At 62.0% G+C, this 16,122-nt stretch carries 26 protein-coding genes; all 26 read right to left on the bottom strand.

Annotation, left to right across the window (positions count from 1 at the left end; all coding sequences use genetic code 11):
* Nucleotide 1: 1 nt before the first annotated feature.
* The 26 genes from secY to rpsL all read right to left on the bottom strand — a co-directional run bounded on the left by secY (nucleotide 2) and on the right by rpsL (nucleotide 15,816).
* On the bottom strand, nucleotides 2-1,348 hold the full coding sequence (gene secY, locus OO12_RS26275) for a preprotein translocase subunit SecY (protein ID WP_034161662.1): 1,347 nt from the start codon (nucleotides 1,346-1,348) through the stop codon (nucleotides 2-4).
* A gap of 133 nt (nucleotides 1,349-1,481) precedes the next feature.
* Nucleotides 1,482-2,024 (bottom strand): 50S ribosomal protein L15, encoded by a 543-nt coding sequence (rplO, locus tag OO12_RS26270; RefSeq protein ID WP_034161661.1) that lies wholly within the window; start codon nucleotides 2,022-2,024, stop codon nucleotides 1,482-1,484.
* Between the two features lie 78 nt (nucleotides 2,025-2,102).
* Nucleotides 2,103-2,306: a 50S ribosomal protein L30 gene (rpmD, locus tag OO12_RS26265; RefSeq protein WP_034161660.1), complete on the bottom strand. Its 204-nt coding sequence runs from the start codon at nucleotides 2,304-2,306 to the stop codon at nucleotides 2,103-2,105.
* A 5-nt stretch (nucleotides 2,307-2,311) separates the two neighbouring features.
* Nucleotides 2,312-3,031, bottom strand: a complete 720-nt coding sequence (rpsE, locus tag OO12_RS26260) for a 30S ribosomal protein S5 (protein WP_034161659.1) — start codon at nucleotides 3,029-3,031, stop codon at nucleotides 2,312-2,314.
* A gap of 2 nt (nucleotides 3,032-3,033) precedes the next feature.
* Nucleotides 3,034-3,393, bottom strand: a complete 360-nt coding sequence (gene rplR, locus OO12_RS26255; protein ID WP_034161658.1) for a 50S ribosomal protein L18 — start codon at nucleotides 3,391-3,393, stop codon at nucleotides 3,034-3,036.
* The gene (rplF, locus tag OO12_RS26250) at nucleotides 3,393-3,926 is read right to left on the bottom strand and encodes a 50S ribosomal protein L6 (RefSeq protein WP_034161657.1); all 534 of its coding nucleotides are present in this window, start codon (nucleotides 3,924-3,926) and stop codon (nucleotides 3,393-3,395) included. Before rplF ends, rplR begins: the two co-directional genes overlap by 1 nt.
* A complete protein-coding gene (gene rpsH, locus OO12_RS26245) occupies nucleotides 3,926-4,321 on the bottom strand; it encodes a 30S ribosomal protein S8 (RefSeq protein WP_034161656.1) in 396 nt (131 codons plus the stop codon). Before rpsH ends, rplF begins: the two co-directional genes overlap by 1 nt.
* Nucleotides 4,322-4,331: 10 nt before the next feature.
* Nucleotides 4,332-4,637, bottom strand: coding sequence for a 30S ribosomal protein S14 (gene rpsN / locus OO12_RS26240; RefSeq protein WP_034161655.1), 306 nt, complete (start codon nucleotides 4,635-4,637; stop codon nucleotides 4,332-4,334).
* Nucleotide 4,638: 1 nt separating this feature from the next.
* The gene (gene rplE, locus OO12_RS26235; protein WP_052216291.1) at nucleotides 4,639-5,199 is read right to left on the bottom strand and encodes a 50S ribosomal protein L5; all 561 of its coding nucleotides are present in this window, start codon (nucleotides 5,197-5,199) and stop codon (nucleotides 4,639-4,641) included.
* 22 nt (nucleotides 5,200-5,221) lie between these two features.
* Nucleotides 5,222-5,539 carry a 50S ribosomal protein L24 gene (gene rplX, locus OO12_RS26230; RefSeq protein ID WP_034161653.1) on the bottom strand — a complete coding sequence of 106 codons (318 nt, stop codon included), beginning with the start codon at nucleotides 5,537-5,539 and terminating at the stop codon, nucleotides 5,222-5,224.
* The gene (gene rplN / locus OO12_RS26225; protein WP_034161652.1) at nucleotides 5,539-5,907 is read right to left on the bottom strand and encodes a 50S ribosomal protein L14; all 369 of its coding nucleotides are present in this window, start codon (nucleotides 5,905-5,907) and stop codon (nucleotides 5,539-5,541) included. The genes rplX and rplN overlap by 1 nt, the downstream gene beginning before the upstream one ends.
* A gap of 80 nt (nucleotides 5,908-5,987) precedes the next feature.
* Nucleotides 5,988-6,260, bottom strand: coding sequence for a 30S ribosomal protein S17 (rpsQ, locus tag OO12_RS26220; protein WP_034161651.1), 273 nt, complete (start codon nucleotides 6,258-6,260; stop codon nucleotides 5,988-5,990).
* Nucleotides 6,261-6,271: 11 nt separating this feature from the next.
* A complete protein-coding gene (rpmC, locus tag OO12_RS26215) occupies nucleotides 6,272-6,490 on the bottom strand; it encodes a 50S ribosomal protein L29 (RefSeq protein ID WP_034161650.1) in 219 nt (72 codons plus the stop codon).
* 1 nt (nucleotide 6,491) lies between these two features.
* Nucleotides 6,492-6,926, bottom strand: coding sequence for a 50S ribosomal protein L16 (gene rplP / locus OO12_RS26210; protein WP_034161649.1), 435 nt, complete (start codon nucleotides 6,924-6,926; stop codon nucleotides 6,492-6,494).
* A gap of 12 nt (nucleotides 6,927-6,938) precedes the next feature.
* Complete coding sequence (rpsC, locus tag OO12_RS26205; RefSeq protein WP_034161648.1) at nucleotides 6,939-7,634, bottom strand: 30S ribosomal protein S3; 696 nt, start codon at nucleotides 7,632-7,634, stop codon at nucleotides 6,939-6,941.
* Complete coding sequence (gene rplV, locus OO12_RS26200; protein WP_034161647.1) at nucleotides 7,634-8,017, bottom strand: 50S ribosomal protein L22; 384 nt, start codon at nucleotides 8,015-8,017, stop codon at nucleotides 7,634-7,636. The genes rpsC and rplV overlap by 1 nt, the downstream gene beginning before the upstream one ends.
* Nucleotides 8,017-8,292 (bottom strand): 30S ribosomal protein S19, encoded by a 276-nt coding sequence (rpsS, locus tag OO12_RS26195; protein WP_034161646.1) that lies wholly within the window; start codon nucleotides 8,290-8,292, stop codon nucleotides 8,017-8,019. The genes rplV and rpsS overlap by 1 nt, the downstream gene beginning before the upstream one ends.
* A 4-nt stretch (nucleotides 8,293-8,296) precedes the next feature.
* Nucleotides 8,297-9,148 carry a 50S ribosomal protein L2 gene (gene rplB / locus OO12_RS26190; RefSeq protein ID WP_034161645.1) on the bottom strand — a complete coding sequence of 284 codons (852 nt, stop codon included), beginning with the start codon at nucleotides 9,146-9,148 and terminating at the stop codon, nucleotides 8,297-8,299.
* A 3-nt stretch (nucleotides 9,149-9,151) separates the two neighbouring features.
* Nucleotides 9,152-9,466, bottom strand: a complete 315-nt coding sequence (locus tag OO12_RS26185; RefSeq protein ID WP_034161644.1) for a 50S ribosomal protein L23 — start codon at nucleotides 9,464-9,466, stop codon at nucleotides 9,152-9,154.
* Entirely contained in the window at nucleotides 9,459-10,088 is a 630-nt protein-coding gene (gene rplD / locus OO12_RS26180) for a 50S ribosomal protein L4 (RefSeq protein ID WP_034161643.1), read from the bottom strand. The genes OO12_RS26185 and rplD overlap by 8 nt, the downstream gene beginning before the upstream one ends.
* 2 nt (nucleotides 10,089-10,090) lie before the next feature.
* Nucleotides 10,091-10,846 (bottom strand): 50S ribosomal protein L3, encoded by a 756-nt coding sequence (gene rplC / locus OO12_RS26175; protein WP_034161712.1) that lies wholly within the window; start codon nucleotides 10,844-10,846, stop codon nucleotides 10,091-10,093.
* Nucleotides 10,847-11,044: 198 nt separating this feature from the next.
* Nucleotides 11,045-11,356, bottom strand: a complete 312-nt coding sequence (gene rpsJ / locus OO12_RS26170; protein WP_034161642.1) for a 30S ribosomal protein S10 — start codon at nucleotides 11,354-11,356, stop codon at nucleotides 11,045-11,047.
* Between the two features lie 121 nt (nucleotides 11,357-11,477).
* Complete coding sequence (tuf, locus tag OO12_RS26165; RefSeq protein ID WP_034161641.1) at nucleotides 11,478-12,671, bottom strand: elongation factor Tu; 1,194 nt, start codon at nucleotides 12,669-12,671, stop codon at nucleotides 11,478-11,480.
* Nucleotides 12,672-12,748: 77 nt separating this feature from the next.
* Entirely contained in the window at nucleotides 12,749-14,824 is a 2,076-nt protein-coding gene (gene fusA / locus OO12_RS26160; protein ID WP_034161640.1) for an elongation factor G, read from the bottom strand.
* 98 nt (nucleotides 14,825-14,922) lie between these two features.
* On the bottom strand, nucleotides 14,923-15,393 hold the full coding sequence (rpsG, locus tag OO12_RS26155) for a 30S ribosomal protein S7 (RefSeq protein WP_034161639.1): 471 nt from the start codon (nucleotides 15,391-15,393) through the stop codon (nucleotides 14,923-14,925).
* A 51-nt stretch (nucleotides 15,394-15,444) separates the two neighbouring features.
* Complete coding sequence (gene rpsL, locus OO12_RS26150) at nucleotides 15,445-15,816, bottom strand: 30S ribosomal protein S12 (protein ID WP_019516007.1); 372 nt, start codon at nucleotides 15,814-15,816, stop codon at nucleotides 15,445-15,447.
* Nucleotides 15,817-16,122 lie beyond the last annotated feature (306 nt).

Raw genomic sequence — 16,122 nt, 5'->3', positions numbered from 1 at the left:
CTTAACGGAGGCGTCCGCCCTTCAGCTTCGCCTTCTTGATCAGGTCGCCATATTGATGCGCAAGCAAGTGGCTCTGAATCTGAGTTACCGTATCCATCGTTACGTTGACAACGATCAGCAAGCTAGTGCCGCCGAGATAGAATGGGATCGACAGCGCCGACACCAGATATTCCGGCAACAGGCAGATGATCGTCAGATAGGCCGCACCGATCACGGTGATGCGCGTCAGCACATAATCGAAATAGGTCTCGGTGTTCTTGCCCGGACGGATGCCGGGGACGAAGCCGCCATAGCGCTTCAGATTGTCCGCCGTTTCCTCCGGGTTGAACACGACCGCGGTGTAGAAGAACGAGAAGAAGATGATCCCCGCGCCGTACAGCAGCATGTACACCAGGCTGCCGTGCTGGAGATACTGATTGAGGGTGATGATGACATCGCCCCAGGTGCTTTCGCCCGCGACGCGCTGGCCGGCGAACTGCGAAATGGTCAGCGGCATCAGCAGCAACGACGACGCGAAGATCGGCGGGATCACACCGGCGGTGTTGATCTTGAGCGGCAAATGGCTGCGATCGGCCTGCATGCCGCGCTGCGTCTGGCGCTTGGGATACTGGATCAGGATGCGGCGCTGCGCGCGCTCCATGAAACAGATGAACAGCACCAGGATCACCACGGCCGCGATGATGCCGACCAGCTTGAACGAATCGAGCGAGCCCGACCGGCCGCCTTCGAACAGATTGACCAGGGTGGTCGGCAGGTTGGCGACGATGCCGGCCATGATGATCAGCGACATGCCGTTGCCGATGCCGCGCGCGGTGATCTGCTCACCCAACCACATCAGGAACATGGTGCCGCCGACCAGCGAGATGACCGCGCCGACGATGAACAGCATGCCGGGTTCGACCACCACGCCCTGACTCTGAAAGCCGAGCGCGATGAAATAGCCCTGCACGGCGGTCAGGCCGACCGTGCCGTAGCGGGTATATTGGTTGAGCCGCTTGCGCCCGCTCTCGCCGTCCTTCTTGATCGCGGCCAGCGTCGGCGACAGCGAGGTCGCGAGCTGCACCACGATCGAGGCGGTGATGTACGGCATGACGCCCAGCGCGATCAGGCTCGCGCGCTTGAGCGAGCCGCCCGAAAAAGCATTGAAGAAGTCGAGCACGCCGCCATTGGTGCGCTCGGCAAGCTGCGTGAGCGCGGTCGGGTCGATCCCGGGCAGCGGCACATAGCTGAGCAGCCGGAAAATGATCAGCACGCCGATCGTGAACCACAAGCGCTTCTTGAGGTCGGTCGCCTGCGCGAACTTCGACAGGCTGAGGCCTGAGGCCATCTGATCGGCTGCGGATGCCATTATGATTTATCGTCCCAAAAACGAACGGGGAAACAAAAAGCGGCGGGAAACGTTTTACCGCCCCGCCGCTCATATAGTCACGCAAGCGGGCTTGCCTAGCGTCTTCCCCGACTCCTGGCCGGGGAAAGCTTGGTTATGCCTTGAAGGAAGCCTTGTGAGCCTGGCGTTCCTTGTACTTTACGCCCTTCTTGGCGGCGGCCTTTTCAGCTGCGGGCACGACGTGGATCACGTCGACCTTGCCGCCGGCCTTCTCGACCGCCTCGATCGCGCCCTTTGACGCGCCGGCAACGGTGAAGGTCAGCTTAGCCGAGAATTCGCCCTTGCCGAGCAGGCGAACGCCGTCCTTGCCACCGCGCGCCAGGCCGGCGGCCTTCAGCGCAGCGTGGTCGAGGCTTGCACCAGCGGCGATCTTGCCGGCATCGACTGCCTTCTGGATCGCACCGAGATTCACTTCGGCGAAGTCCTTGGCGAAGATGTTGTTGAAGCCGCGCTTTGGCAGACGCATGTGGAGCGGCATCTGGCCACCCTCGAAGCCGGCGATCGACACGCCCTCACGGCTGGTCTGGCCCTTGATGCCGCGGCCCGAGGTCTTGCCCTTGCCGGAACCGATACCGCGGCCGACCCGCATGCGGGATTTACGGGCACCGTCGTTATCGCGGAGTTCGTTCAATTTCATGTCGTGCACTCGCTTTCGCTTTTGTCGCGCTAAGGAAATGGCCCTTCCTCATTAACGAGGAAGGGCCGGATAAAATTGTCAGCCTTCGACCGACAGCATGTGTGCGACCTTGCGGATCATGCCACGAACTTCGGGCGTGTCCTGCAATTCACGGGTCTTGTGCATCTTGTTGAGGCCCAGACCGATCAGCGTGGCGCGCTGATCCTTCTCACGACGGATCGGCGAACCGGTCTGCGTGATCTTGATCGTGCCGCCAGCGGCAGCTTCTTTCTTCTTCGCCATCTGTCTTACTCCGCAATCGCTGCGGCTTCAGCCTCGGCGGCCTGCGAGCCACCACGGCCGAGCAGGTCGGCGATCTTCTTGCCGCGACGCTGCGCGACCGACTTGGGCGAGACCTGCGAGGTCAGCGCTTCGAAGGTCGCACGGATCATGTTGTACGGGTTGGACGTGCCGACCGACTTGGTCACCACATCGGCAACGCCGAGCGATTCGAACACGGCGCGCATCGGGCCGCCGGCGATGATGCCGGTACCCTGCGGTGCCGAACGCACGGTCACGAGGCCGGCGCCGAAATGGCCCTTGCCGTCATGATGCAGCGTACGGCCGTCACGCAGCGGAACGCGAACCATGGCCTTCTTCGCGGCGGCAGTCGCCTTGGAGATGGCTTCCGGCACTTCGCGTGCCTTGCCGTGGCCGAAGCCGACCCGGCCCTTGCCGTCACCGACGACGACCAGTGCCGCAAAGCCGAAGCGCTTGCCGCCCTTCACCGTCTTCGAGACGCGGTTGATGTGAACCAGCTTCTCGATCAGCTCTTCGCCGCCATCGTCCGCACCAGGTGCGCCACGACGATTGTCGCGACCGCCGCGATTGTCGCGACCGCCACGGTTCTGACCGCCGCCGCCCGGACCGCCACGGCCACGGCCGCCACGCGGGCCACGACCAGGAGCGTCCTGCGGTGCGCCCTCGGGCGATGCAGCGGCTTCGGTCGGGATGATTTCGTCAGCCATTCTTAGAACTCCAATCCGGCTTCACGCGCGGCTTGCGCCAGCGCCTTGACACGACCGTGGAACAGGAAGCCACCGCGATCGAACACGACCTTGGTCACGCCCGCTGCCTTGGCTGCTTCCGCCACCCGCGTGCCGACCGAGGTCGCCGCGTCGATGTTCGCGCCGGACGTGCCGCGCACGTCCTTTTCCAGGGTCGATGCCGAAGCGAGCGTCTTGCCCGCCGCGTCGTCGATGATCTGGGCATAGATATGCTTGCCCGAACGATGCACCGAGAGACGGGGACGGCCAGCGGCACGACCACGCAGCGCAGTGCGGTTGCGAAGACGGCGCTTCGCGAAAAGGGAGAGACCTTTGGTGCTCATTACTTCTTTTTCCCTTCCTTGCGGAAGATGAACTCGCCGTCGTACTTGATGCCCTTGCCCTTGTACGGCTCAGGCTTGCGCCACTGGCGAATTTCGGCGGCCAGCTGGCCGACCTTCTGCTTGTCCGAACCCGAGATCTCGACCGTCGTGTTGTCCGGCGTCTTCACTTCGATGCCTTCCGGCACGTCGATGTTGACGTCGTGGCTGTAGCCGAGCTTCAGGTTCAGCGTGCGACCCGAAGCGGCGGCGCGATAGCCGACGCCGTTGATCAGCAGCTTCTTGGTGAAGCCTTCCGACACGCCCGTCACGAGGTTCTGGACCAGCGTGCGCTGCATGCCCCAGAACGCGCGAGCGCGCTTCGTGGCATTGGCCGGCTGCACCGAAATGCCGCCCTCTTCCAGCGTGTAGCTGATCTCTTCGCGCAGCGGCATTGCGAGGGTGCCCTTGGGACCCTTCACGCTGAGCTGCTGACCCTCGATCGTCGCGGTGGTACCGCTTGGGATCGTGATCGGCTTTTTACCGATGCGGCTCATCAGAATACCTCCGCCAGCACTTCGCCACCGACATTCTGCTCACGCGCTTCGGCGTCGGACAGAACGCCACGCGGCGTCGAGACGATCGTGATGCCCAGGCCGTTCATCACGCGGGGCAGATCCTGCGAACCCGAGTAGACGCGACGGCCAGGCTTCGAGACGCGCGCAACGTGCTTGATCGCGGGCTGACCCTCGAAATATTTAAGCTCGATACGGATGCCCTTTGCGGGGCCCATCTCTTCTTCGGAATATCCGCGGATATAGCCTTCGCGCTGCAGCACGTCGAGGACGCGGGCACGCAGCTTCGACGCCGGCGAAAGGACGGAGTCCTTGCGCGCGCGCTGGCCGTTACGGATGCGGGTGAGCATATCACCCAGGGGATCGGTCAATGCCATCTCGTGATCCTTACCAGCTCGACTTCGTAACGCCGGGGATGAGGCCCTTGTTGGCCAGATCGCGCAGCTGAATACGGCAGAGACGGAACTTGCGATAATAAGCGCGCGGGCGCCCGGTGGTTTCGCAACGGTTGCGAACGCGGGTCGGGTTACCGTTACGCGGAATCTGCGCCATCTTCAGGCGGGCGATCAGACGCTCGCCATCGTCGAGCGACTTGTCCGCCGCCATCGCCTTCAGCTTCGCATAGGCGGGGGCGTACTTCTTCACCATCCGCTTGCGGCGCTCGTTCTTGTTTACAGAACTGACTTTAGCCATCTTATGCTGCCTTCTTTTCGTCGTCAGCGACTTCGAGCGGGAACGGGAAACCGAACAGGCGAAGCAGCTCGCGCGCTTCATCGTCGGTCCGGGCGGTGGTGGTGACGATCACGTCCATGCCGCGCACCTTGTCGATCCGGTCATAGTTGATTTCCGGGAACACCAGCTGCTCCTTCAGGCCGCAGGCATAGTTGCCGCGTCCATCGAAGCTCTTGGGGTTCAGGCCACGGAAATCGCGAACACGGGGAAGCGCGATGGTGATGAAGCGGTCGAGAAACTCGTACATGCGCTCACGGCGAAGAGTGACCTTCACGCCGATCGGCATGCCTTCACGCAGCTTGAACTGCGCGATCGACTTCTTGGCCTTGGTGACGACGGGCTTCTGACCTGCGATCAGTTCCATTTCGCCGGCGGCCTGCTCGACCTTCTTCTTGTCCTGCGTCGCTTCGCCAACGCCCATGTTCAGGACGATCTTGTCGAGGCGCGGGACCTCCATCGCATTCTTGTAACCGAACTTCTCGGTCATCGCCTTGACGATCTTGTCGTCATAGATCTGCCGCATGCGCGGCTTGGTGTTGGCGGCTTCAGCCACTGATCTTCTCCCCGGTCTTGACGGCCACGCGGACCTTCTTTCCGTCCTGGGTTTCGAACCGGACGCGCGTCGGTTTGCCGTCGGCGGTCACATGAGCGACCTTCGAGACGTGCAACGGTGCTTCCGAACGGACCAGGCCACCCTGCGGGTCGCCCTGGCTCGGCTTGGTGTGGCGGATCGCGACATTCACGCCCGACACGATGACCTTGCCGTCACGCGGCAGGGCCTGGGTCACTTCACCGGTCTTGCCCTTGTCCTTGCCGGACAGGACGATGACGCGGTCACCCTTCTTGATTTTCGCAGCGGCCATTACAGAACCTCCGGCGCCAGGCTGATGATCTTCATGTGCTTCTTGCCGCGGAGCTCGCGCACCACTGGGCCAAAGATACGAGTGCCGATCGGCTCCTCGTTCTTGTTGACCAGCACGGCTGCGTTACCGTCGAAGCGGATGACCGAGCCATCGGCGCGGCGAATGTCCTTCGCCGTGCGCACGATGACGGCACGGTGCACGTCGCCCTTCTTCACGCGGCCACGGGGGGCTGCTTCCTTGACGCTGACGACGATAATGTCGCCAACGCCTGCGGTGCGGCGCTTGGACCCGCCAAGCACCTTGATGCACTGCACCCGCTTCGCGCCGCTATTGTCAGCGACGTCGAGATTGGACTGCATCTGGATCATCGATCCGGTTCCTTCTCACTCTGGGGCCGATTCCGACCGGACCCCGCCTCAATTACAGTGACGCTTGCGCGCCCCCATGCTTATGCGTCGACGTCGACCCGCTCAGGTGTCGCATGGGTGTTGACCCGATCGATCACCTTCCAGGTCTTCAGCTTGGAGATCGGTGCGGTCTCTTCGATCCGCACGGTTTCGCCCTGCTTGAACTCGTTCGCCTCGTCATGGGCGTGGTACTTCTTCGAACGACGAATGATCTTGCCGTAGAGCGCATGCTTGACCTTGCGTTCCACGTTCACGACCACCGTCTTGTCGCCCTTGTCCGAGACGATCAGCCCCGTCAGCACGCGCTTCGGCATGATATCGTTCCTTACTTTGCCGCAGCGTCGCGCGAACGCGCGGACTGCAGGGTCTTGATGCGAGCGATGTCGCGACGGACTTCACGAACCCGGCTCGGCTTTTCGAGCTGGTTGGTCGCGGCCTGGAAACGGAGGTTGAACGCCTCGCGCTTCAGGTTGCCGAGTTCTTCACCCAGCTGGTCCTCGGTCTTCGCGTTGAGGTCGGAGCGACGCGTGTCGATCTTGCTCATCTTATGCAACTCCCAGGTGCGAGGTGTCGCCGAGACGGGCAACGACCTTTACCTTGATCGGCAGCTTCATCGCTGCGCGGCTGAACGCCATCGCGGCGATATCGCCAGGAACCCCGTCCAGTTCGAACAGGATACGGCCGGGCTTGACCCGGGCCGCCCAATATTCAGGCGAACCCTTGCCCTTGCCCATACGGACTTCGGCCGGCTTCGACGTGACCGGCACGTCCGGGAACACGCGGATCCACAAACGCCCCTGGCGCTTGATGTGACGCGTGATCGCGCGGCGAGCCGCTTCGATCTGGCGGGCGGTGAGACGATCCGGCTCCATTGCCTTCAACCCGTACGAGCCGAAGTTCAGCGTGGTGCCGCCCTTCGCATCGCCGTGAATCCGGCCCTTGAACTGCTTGCGGAACTTGGTTTTCTTCGGTTGCAACATATCAAATGTTCCTTAGCGCGCCGGACGCACGCCGGAGGTTTGAGCCTCCATCATGATCCGGTCGGTCGCCATCGGGTCATGGCCGAGGATTTCGCCCTTGAAGATCCACACCTTCACGCCGCACACGCCATAAGCGGTGTGTGCCGTCGCTTCGGCGTAATCGACGTTCGCGCGCAGCGTGTGCAGCGGAACGCGACCTTCACGATACCATTCCGACCGTGCGATTTCGGCGCCGCCGAGACGGCCGCCGCAATTGATCCGGATGCCTTCGGCACCAAGACGCATGGCCGACTGCACCGCGCGCTTCATGGCGCGGCGGAACGCGATACGACGCTCGAGCTGATCAGCGATGCCCTGGGCAACGAGCTTCGAATCGACTTCCGGCTTGCGGATTTCGACGATGTTCAGCGACACGTCCGAGCTGGTCATCTTGCCGAGCGTCTTGCGCAGCTTTTCGATGTCCGCGCCCTTCTTGCCGATGATCACGCCGGGGCGTGCAGCGAAGATGGACACGCGGCACAGCTTGGCCGGACGCTCGATCACAACCTTGGAGATCGCGGCCTGGGGCAGCGTCTTCAGGATGTAAGCGCGCATCTTGAGGTCTTCGAGGAGGAGACGGCCGTAATCGGCGCCCTCCGCGTACCAGCGGCTGTCCCAGGTGCGGTTGATCTGAAGCCGAAGCCCGATCGGATTGCTCTTCTGACCCATTAGGCTTCTTCTTCTTGCTGTTCGCGAACGACGATGCGCAGGCGGCTGAAGGGCTTCAGGATGCGCGTCGACTTGCCGCGACCGCGCGTGGCGAACCGCTTCATGACGATCGACTTGCCAACGCTCGCTTCCGATACGACCAGCGCATCGACATCGAGATTATGGTTGTTCTCGGCATTGGCGATCGCCGAGGCGAGCACCTTGCGCGCATCGACCGCCATCGCGCGGGTCGAGAAAGCGAGGATGTTCATCGCATCGCCGACCGGCTTGTTACGGATCAGCGCAGCGACGAGACCGAGCTTCTGGGCCGAGCCGCGAATCTGCGTCCCGACCGAGAGAGCTTCCTTCTCACCGACCTTGCGGGGGGATTTCGGCTTCGACATCAGCGCTTGCCCTTCTTGTCGGCGGCGTGGCCGGGGAAGTAACGCGTCGGCGCGAACTCGCCGAGCTTCATCCCAACCATGTCCTCGTTGACCGAGACCGGCACGAACTTGCGACCGTTATAAACGGTGAAGGTCAGGCCGACGAACTGCGGCAGGATCGTCGAGCGACGCGACCAGGTCTTGATCGGCGCGCGCGCATTGGTTTCCTGCGCGGTTTCTGCCTTTTTCAGCAGATGGAGGTCCACGAACGGACCCTTCCAGACGGAACGAGCCATGGCGTTAGCCCTTCTTCTTGGCGTGACGCGACCGGATGATCATCTTGTCGGTCGACTTGTTGTGACGAGTGCGCGCACCCTTGGTCGGCTTGCCCCAAGGCGTAACCGGATGACGGCCGCCCGAGGTCCGGCCTTCACCACCGCCGTGCGGATGGTCGACCGGGTTCTTGGCGACGCCGCGGGTCAGCGGGCGCTTGCCGAGCCAGCGATTGCGGCCGGCCTTGGCGAGGTTGGTGTTGCCGTTATCCGGGTTGGACACCGCACCGACGGTCGCCATGCAGTTCGAGTGGATATAGCGCTGCTCGCCCGAATTGAGGCGAACCATCACCATGCCCTTGTCGCGGCCGACGACCTGCACATAGGTGCCTGCCGAACGGGCGATCTGGCCACCCTTGCCGGGCTTCATCTCGACATTGTGGACGATCGTGCCAACCGGCATCTGACCCAGTTCCATCGCGTTGCCGGGCTTCACGTCGGTCTTCTTCGCCGCGATCACCTTGTCGCCGACAGCGAGACGCTGCGGTGCAATGATATAGGCAATGTCTTCCTTGCCCGCATCGTCGGTGCCGTAGCTCACGAGCGCGATGAAGGCCGTGCGGTTGGGATCATATTCGATCCGCTGCACGACGCCTTCGACGTCCCACTTGCGACGCTTGAAGTCGATGATGCGATAACGCTGCTTGTGACCGCCAGCGATACCGCGCGAGGTCACATGACCCTTGTTGTTGCGGCCGCCAGTCTTGCGCTTGCCTTCGGTCAGCGCCTTGACGGGGCCGCCCTTGTGCAGACCGCTGCGGTCGACGAGGATAAGTCCGCGTCGTGCCGGGCTGGTCGGGTTATAATGCTTCAGTGCCATGGCTTAAATTCCCGTGGTCACGTCGATGGACTGGCCGTCAGCCAGCGTCACGATCGCCTTCTTCACATCGGACTTGGTGTAGGGCACGCCCTTCCACTTCTTGGTCTTGCCCTTCTGGACGATCGTATTGACCCCCAGGACCTTGACCGAGAACAGCGCCTCGACGGCAGCCTTGATCTCGGGCTTGGTGGCATCGCCGGCAACCTTGAACACGACCGCGTTATGCTCGCTGAGCAAGGTCGCCTTCTCGGTGATGTGGGGCGCAACGATCACGTCGTAATGACGCGTATCGATGTCCGCCTTCTGCTTTTTAGCCATTGAAGCGCGCCTCCAGCTTCTCGACGGCAGCGCGGGTCAGGACCAGCGTGTCGTGCTTCAGGATGTCGTAAACGTTGGCGCCGGCAGCCGGCATCACGTTGATCGTATGAAGATTGCCCGCAGCCAGCGCGAAGCTGTTGTCGACCATGTCGCCGTCAATGACGAGCGCGGTCTTGCCGAGGCCGAGCTTGGCCCAATCCGCGATCAGCGTCTTGGTCTTGCTCTCCGCAACCGCCAGGCTGTCCATGACCACCAGCGAACCCGCCTGAGCGTGGGTCGACAGTGCCATCTTCAGGCCGAGTGCGCGAATCTTCTTGTTGAGCGATGGATTGAAGTCACGGACGCGGGCGCCGTGAGCCTTACCACCACCGACGAAGATCGGCGCGCGGCGATCGCCGTGACGTGCCGTACCGCCGCCCTTCTGGCGACCGAACTTCTTGCCCGTGCGGGCGACATCGGCGCGCTCGCGCGTGCCACGCGCGGTGGCGCGGCGCTTTTCGAGCTGCCAGGTGACGACGCGGTGCAGGATATCCGGGCGCGGATCGAGGCCGAAGACCTCATCGTTGAGCTCGATGTCCGAAGCTTTCGCCTTGGCGTCGAAGGACTGAATCTTGACCTTCATGTTCAGCCCTCCTGGCCTTCGGTCGCTTCCACGGCCGGAACATCCTCAGCGGGCGTTTCAGCGGGAGCGTTGTTGCTGTTCGCGGCGGCCTTCAGACCGGCGGGGTACGGCGCATCGGCGTGACGCGCGACCTTGACCGAGTCCTTGACGAGCAACCAGCCGCCCTTCGAGCCGGGCACCGAGCCCTTGACGAAGATCAGGCCGCGCTCGACGTCGGTCGACACGATTTCGAGATTCTGCTGAGTGCGGTTCTTGTCACCCATGTGACCGGCCATCTTCTTGTTCTTGAAGACCTTGCCCGGATCCTGGCGTTGACCGGTCGAACCGAGCGAACGGTGCGAGACGGACACGCCGTGGGTGGCACGCAGACCGCCGAAGCCCCAGCGCTTCATACCGCCCTGGAAACCCTTACCCTGGGTCACGCCCTGAATGTCGACGATCTGGCCGGCAACATAATGGTCAGCCGAAATCTCGGCGCCCACTGCGAGCACGGCGTCCTCGGACACACGGAATTCTGCAAGCTTCGCCTTGGGCTCGACTTCGGCCTTGCCGAAGTGGCCGCGCTGCGGCTTGGAAACGTTTTTCGCTTTGGCAACGCCGGCGCCCAGCTGGACGGCAACATACCCATCACGATCGGCCTCGCGAACGGCCACAACCTGGTTGCCCTCAAGTGCAAGAACGGTGACGGGCACGTGGCGCCCATCATCCTTGAACAAGCGGGTCATCCCCATTTTCTTCGCGATCACGCCTGTGCGCATGATCATGCTCCTTATTACAGAGGCACGCCGGAACGATTTCCGACGTGCGTGTCAGCCCAGCGATTTTGTACGTGCCCCGTCCCGGGCTGGTGTTTCCGTGAGGAAACGTGACGGGGGACGCAGACCCCAGCAAGCTGGGCGGTATCCCTTATCAGGTGCCGCCGAAGCGGAACCGAATCTCGTGTGGAGCAGCGGCCTTTAGGCCAGCTTGATCTCCACGTCTACACCCGCTGCGAGATCGAGCTTCATCAGCGCGTCTACCGTCTGCGGGGTCGGCTGAACAATGTCCAGCATCCGCTTGTAGGTGCGAACCTCGAACTGCTCACGCGACTTCTTGTCGATGTGCGGTCCGCGGTTGACCGTGAACTTCTCGATACGCGTCGGCAAAGGGATCGGACCGCGAATAAGGGCACCAGTGCGGCGCGCCGTGTCGGCGATGTCGCCGGTCGCCTGATCGAGCACACGATGATCGAATGCCTTCAGACGAATACGGATATTCTGCGTTTCCATTTAATCCCTACCGATGCGAAAGAGCGGGTTGCCTGGCGGCAACTCTTTGGTTGTTCACGAAAATAGCAACCGCCCGACTCCCTGTCGCGAAGACAGGGAATCGGGCGGAGGCGCGTCTATATTACTTCGAGATGCCGCTGACAATACCCGAACCGACGGTCCGGCCACCTTCACGGATCGTGAAGCGCTGACCAACGTCCATCGCGATCGGCGCAATGAGCTTGACGCCCAGTGCGATGTTGTCGCCCGGCATGACCATTTCGGTGCCCTCAGGCAGCTCGACGGTGCCGGTCACGTCCGTGGTACGGAAGTAGAACTGCGGACGATAGTTGGCGAAGAACGGCGTGTGACGGCCACCTTCGTCCTTCGACAGCACATACACTTCCGACTGGAAGTCGGTGTGCGGCTTGATCGAGCCTGGCTTGCAGAGAACCTGGCCACGCTCGACTTCGTCGCGTGCAACGCCACGGATCAGCGCACCAACGTTGTCGCCAGCCTGGCCCTGGTCGAGCAGCTTGCGGAACATTTCAACGCCGGTGACGACGGTCTTGCGAACTTCCGGGTGGATGCCGACGATTTCGACTTCCTCACCGACCTTCACAACGCCGGTCTCGACGCGGCCGGTGACGACCGTGCCACGACCCGAGATCGAGAACACGTCTTCGATCGGCATCATGAACGGCTTGTCGAGCGGACGCTCGGGCTGCGGCAGATATTCGTCAACCGCTGCCATCAGCTTGAGGACGGCGTCATGGCCGATCTCAGGCGTCTTGTCTTCGAGTGCCGCAACAGCCGAGCCACGGATGACCGGAATGTTGTCGCCGTCAAAATCATACTTCGAGAGCAGCTCGCGGATTTCCATCTCGACCAGCTCGAGGATTTCCTCGTCGTCGACCAGATCGACCTTGTTCATGAACACAACCATCGTCGGCACGCCGACCTGACGAGCGAGCAGGATGTGCTCGCGAGTCTGCGGCATCGGGCCGTCGGTAGCCGACACGACCAGGATCGCGCCGTCCATCTGGGCAGCACCGGTGATCATGTTCTTCACATAATCGGCGTGGCCCGGGCAATCGACGTGCGCGTAGTGACGTGCGGTCGTCTCATACTCGACGTGTGCGGTCGAGATCGTGATGCCGCGCTCGCGCTCTTCCGGAGCCTTGTCGATGTTTGCGTAGCTGGTGAAGGTCGCACCGCCGGTTTCAGCGAGCACCTTGGTGATCGCAGCCGTCAGCGACGTCTTGCCGTGATCGACATGGCCGATCGTGCCGATGTTGAGATGCGGCTTGGTCCGCTCGAACTTTGCTTTCGCCATTTTTCCTACCTTCTAGAATCAGATTCGCGGCCTTCTGGGCGCCACGCGAACGCGGCCCCTTAACGACCTATTTCAAGTTACGCCAGCTTAGCCTTCACTTCTTCGGCAACATTCGCGGGCACTTCGTCGTAATGCGAGAACTGCATCGTGTACTGCGCCCGGCCCTGGCTGAACGAGCGGAGCTGGTTCACATAGCCGAACATGTTCGCCAACGGCACGATCGCCTCCACCGCAGTCGCGTTGCCGCGGCTGTCAGTGCCCTGGATCTGGCCACGACGGCTGTTCAGATCGCCGATCACGTCGCCGAGATAATCCTCGGGCGTCACGACCTCGACCTTCATGATCGGCTCGAGCAGTTTGATGCCGGCCTTTTGAGCCGCTTCACGCATCGCGCCACGCGCGCAGATTTCGAATGCCAGCGCCGACGAGTCGACGTCATGGTATTTACCGTCGATCAGCTGCACTTCGAAATCGATGATCGGGAAGCCGATCAGCGATCCGGTTTCAGCCGTTTCTCGCATGCCCTTCTCGACCGAAGGAATATATTCCTTCGGGACGTTGCCGCCCTTGATCTGGTCGGAGAAGACGAAGCCCGAACCGCGCTCGCCAGGAATGACCTTGATCTTGATTTCGGCGAACTGACCCGAACCACCCGACTGCTTCTTGTGGGTGTAGGACATTTCGATCGGCTTCGCGAGATACTCGCGATACGCCACCTGCGGCGCGCCGACATTCGCTTCGACCTTGAACTCGCGCTTCATGCGATCGACCAGAATCTCGAGATGGAGTTCCCCCATGCCCTTGATGATGGTCTGGCCGCTCTCGACGTCGGAGGTCACGCGGAAGGACGGATCCTCGCGGGCGAGACGATTGAGCGCGATGCCCATCTTCTCCTGGTCGGCCTTGGTCTTCGGCTCCACGGCGACCTCGATGACGGGATCCGGGAATTCCATCCGCTCAAGGATGATTGGCGCGTTGATGGCGCACAGCGTGTCACCGGTCGTAGTGTCCTTGAGGCCCGCCAAAGCGACGATGTCGCCGGCATAGGCCACCTGGATGTCCTCACGGTCATTGGCATGCATGAGCAGCATGCGGCCGACCTTTTCCTTCTTGTCCTTGACCGAGTTCATCACCTGCGAAGCGGTTTCGAGCTTGCCCGAATAGATGCGCGCAAAGGTCAGCGTGCCGACGAACGGATCGTTCATGATCTTGAACGCCAGCGCCGAGAACGGCGCGTCGTCTTCCGGCGGGCGCGTGTCGGGGGTCTCGCCGTCGAGCTTGAGCCCTTCGACGTCCTTGATGTCCAGCGGCGACGGCAGATAGTCGACCACGCCGTCGAGCAGGGGCTGCACGCCCTTGTTCTTGAACGCGGAACCGCACAGCACGGGCACGAACGAGAAGTTCAGCGTGCCCTTGCGGATCAACGCCTTGAGTTGCGCGGTGGTCGGCTCGGTGCCTTCCAGATACGCTTCCATCAGGTCGTCGTCCTGCTCGACCGCCATTTCGATCAGCTCGCTGCGCGCGGTCGCCGCTTCGTCGGCCAGTTCGGCGGGAATGTCGCGATATTCGAACTTCGCGCCCAGCGACTCTTCGAGCCAGATGATCGCGCGGTTCTCGACCAGGTCGACCAGGCCCTTGAAATCGCTCTCAAGGCCGATCGGCAGGTACAGCACCGCCGGACGCGCGCCGAGACGATCCTTGATCATCTGCACGCACATGTTGAAGTTCGCGCCGGTGCGATCGAGCTTGTTGATGAAGCACATGCGCGGCACGTGATACTTCTCGGCCTGACGCCACACCGTCTCGGACTGCGGCTCAACGCCGGCAACGCCGTCGAAGCACGCGACCGCACCGTCGAGCACGCGCAGCGAACGCTCGACTTCAATCGTGAAGTCGACGTGCCCGGGGGTGTCGATGATGTTGATGCGGTGATCGTTCCAGAAACAGGTCGTTGCCGCAGACGTGATCGTGATCCCGCGCTCCTGCTCCTGCTCCATCCAATCCATCGTCGCGGTGCCTTCATGCACTTCGCCGATCTTGTAGGACTTGCCGGTGTAATAAAGGATGCGCTCGGTGGTCGTCGTCTTGCCGGCATCAATGTGAGCCATGATGCCGATATTGCGATACATCGAGAGCGGATGGCTGCGGGCCATGATCGGTTCCTTGGGATGTGGAGAAGCCGGGGCTCACGCCCCGGCCTGTCCGATATAGGTAGTCGGTGTTACCGGCAAAAGACCGGCAACAAAGAGGTTTACCAGCGGTAGTGCGAGAAGGCGCGGTTGGCTTCGGCCATGCGATGCGTGTCTTCACGCTTCTTGACCGCGTTGCCGCGATTGTTCGCCGCATCCAGCAGCTCGCCAGACAGCCGTGCGGCCATCGTGTGCTCGCTGCGCGAGCGCGCCGCATTGATCAGCCAGCGGATCGCCAGTGCCTGAGCGCGCTCGGGGCGCACTTCGACCGGGACCTGATAGGTCGCACCACCGACACGGCGGCTGCGAACTTCGATGCCCGGCTTCACATTGGCGAGCGCGTCATGGAACACGCTGAGCGGGTCCTTCTTCGCGCGCTGCTCGACGGTTTCGAACGCACCATAGACGATCAATTCCGCAACGGACTTCTTGCCGTCGAGCATGACCGAATTCATGAACTTGGAGAGAACCTCATCACCATATTTGGGATCAGGCAGGATGATACGCTTTTCTGGGCGACGACGACGTGCCATTTCAATTTCCTTCTAAACTTCAGCCTGTTGGTCGGACGTGAGCCGACCGGCTTACTTCGGACGCTTGGCGCCGTACTTGGAACGCGACTGGCGGCGATCCTTCACGCCCTGTGTGTCGAGCACACCGCGCAGCACATGGTAGCGAACGCCGGGAAGATCGCGAACACGACCGCCGCGGATCAGCACGACCGAGTGCTCCTGCAGGTTGTGGCCTTCACCCGGGATATAGCTGATGACTTCGCGCTGGTTGGTCAGGCGAACCTTGGCAACCTTGCGGAGAGCCGAGTTCGGCTTTTTCGGGGTGGTGGTGTAGACACGGGTGCAAACGCCGCGCTTCTGCGGGTTCTGCTCCATTGCAGGGACCTTGGACTTGGCCTTCTGCGGATCGCGGCCCTTGCGGACCAGCTGGTTAATCGTCGGCATTGAAGCCTTCACCTTTCAAATGGTTACTTTGCTGGAGCCGAAGCGCCTAAGAATACAAAAAGGACCATCGGAAAGCATATCGCCTTCCTTGGCCCTGGAATGCATCCAGCAATGTTCAAGCAGCCCAGGGGGAACAGGTCCTCCGGGGCAGCGGCGCCTATACAGGCCGACTCGGGGGTGGTCAATGGCGGCGTGAGCCGAACCCGGCAACCGCGTTCCAATTCAGTCGAGCTTGTCGAAATATCGTTCTTCTTTCAAGAACAACGGCAGAGTGGCACGCGCCCTTCGACATGCGGCGGGCAAATA

Source organism: Sphingomonas sp. ERG5, assembly GCF_000803065.1.
Lineage (GTDB): Bacteria > Pseudomonadota > Alphaproteobacteria > Sphingomonadales > Sphingomonadaceae > Sphingomonas.
This window is presented reverse-complemented; position numbering and strand designations above follow the sequence as displayed.

What these genes read in the sequence shown, in the direction of transcription:
- secY (WP_034161662.1), bottom strand. Translation starts at nt 1,348, where the DNA reads ATGGCATCCGCAGCCGATCAGATGGCCTCAGGCCTCAGCCTGTCGAAG.
- rplO (WP_034161661.1), bottom strand. Translation starts at nt 2,024, where the DNA reads ATGAAATTGAACGAACTCCGCGATAACGACGGTGCCCGTAAATCCCGC.
- rpmD (WP_034161660.1), bottom strand. Translation starts at nt 2,306, where the DNA reads ATGGCGAAGAAGAAAGAAGCTGCCGCTGGCGGCACGATCAAGATCACG.
- rpsE (WP_034161659.1), bottom strand. Translation starts at nt 3,031, where the DNA reads ATGGCTGACGAAATCATCCCGACCGAAGCCGCTGCATCGCCCGAGGGC.
- rplR (WP_034161658.1), bottom strand. Translation starts at nt 3,393, where the DNA reads ATGAGCACCAAAGGTCTCTCCCTTTTCGCGAAGCGCCGTCTTCGCAAC.
- rplF (WP_034161657.1), bottom strand. Translation starts at nt 3,926, where the DNA reads ATGAGCCGCATCGGTAAAAAGCCGATCACGATCCCAAGCGGTACCACC.
- rpsH (WP_034161656.1), bottom strand. Translation starts at nt 4,321, where the DNA reads ATGGCATTGACCGATCCCCTGGGTGATATGCTCACCCGCATCCGTAAC.
- rpsN (WP_034161655.1), bottom strand. Translation starts at nt 4,637, where the DNA reads ATGGCTAAAGTCAGTTCTGTAAACAAGAACGAGCGCCGCAAGCGGATG.
- rplE (WP_052216291.1), bottom strand. Translation starts at nt 5,199, where the DNA reads ATGCGGCAGATCTATGACGACAAGATCGTCAAGGCGATGACCGAGAAG.
- rplX (WP_034161653.1), bottom strand. Translation starts at nt 5,539, where the DNA reads ATGGCCGCTGCGAAAATCAAGAAGGGTGACCGCGTCATCGTCCTGTCC.
- rplN (WP_034161652.1), bottom strand. Translation starts at nt 5,907, where the DNA reads ATGATCCAGATGCAGTCCAATCTCGACGTCGCTGACAATAGCGGCGCG.
- rpsQ (WP_034161651.1), bottom strand. Translation starts at nt 6,260, where the DNA reads ATGCCGAAGCGCGTGCTGACGGGGCTGATCGTCTCGGACAAGGGCGAC.
- rpmC (WP_034161650.1), bottom strand. Translation starts at nt 6,490, where the DNA reads ATGAGCAAGATCGACACGCGTCGCTCCGACCTCAACGCGAAGACCGAG.
- rplP (WP_034161649.1), bottom strand. Translation starts at nt 6,926, where the DNA reads ATGTTGCAACCGAAGAAAACCAAGTTCCGCAAGCAGTTCAAGGGCCGG.
- rpsC (WP_034161648.1), bottom strand. Translation starts at nt 7,634, where the DNA reads ATGGGTCAGAAGAGCAATCCGATCGGGCTTCGGCTTCAGATCAACCGC.
- rplV (WP_034161647.1), bottom strand. Translation starts at nt 8,017, where the DNA reads ATGTCGAAGCCGAAATCCCCCCGCAAGGTCGGTGAGAAGGAAGCTCTC.
- rpsS (WP_034161646.1), bottom strand. Translation starts at nt 8,292, where the DNA reads ATGGCTCGTTCCGTCTGGAAGGGTCCGTTCGTGGACCTCCATCTGCTG.
- rplB (WP_034161645.1), bottom strand. Translation starts at nt 9,148, where the DNA reads ATGGCACTGAAGCATTATAACCCGACCAGCCCGGCACGACGCGGACTT.
- OO12_RS26185 (WP_034161644.1), bottom strand. Translation starts at nt 9,466, where the DNA reads ATGGCTAAAAAGCAGAAGGCGGACATCGATACGCGTCATTACGACGTG.
- rplD (WP_034161643.1), bottom strand. Translation starts at nt 10,088, where the DNA reads ATGAAGGTCAAGATTCAGTCCTTCGACGCCAAGGCGAAAGCTTCGGAC.
- rplC (WP_034161712.1), bottom strand. Translation starts at nt 10,846, where the DNA reads ATGCGCACAGGCGTGATCGCGAAGAAAATGGGGATGACCCGCTTGTTC.
- rpsJ (WP_034161642.1), bottom strand. Translation starts at nt 11,356, where the DNA reads ATGGAAACGCAGAATATCCGTATTCGTCTGAAGGCATTCGATCATCGT.
- tuf (WP_034161641.1), bottom strand. Translation starts at nt 12,671, where the DNA reads ATGGCGAAAGCAAAGTTCGAGCGGACCAAGCCGCATCTCAACATCGGC.
- fusA (WP_034161640.1), bottom strand. Translation starts at nt 14,824, where the DNA reads ATGGCCCGCAGCCATCCGCTCTCGATGTATCGCAATATCGGCATCATG.
- rpsG (WP_034161639.1), bottom strand. Translation starts at nt 15,393, where the DNA reads ATGGCACGTCGTCGTCGCCCAGAAAAGCGTATCATCCTGCCTGATCCC.
- rpsL (WP_019516007.1), bottom strand. Translation starts at nt 15,816, where the DNA reads ATGCCGACGATTAACCAGCTGGTCCGCAAGGGCCGCGATCCGCAGAAG.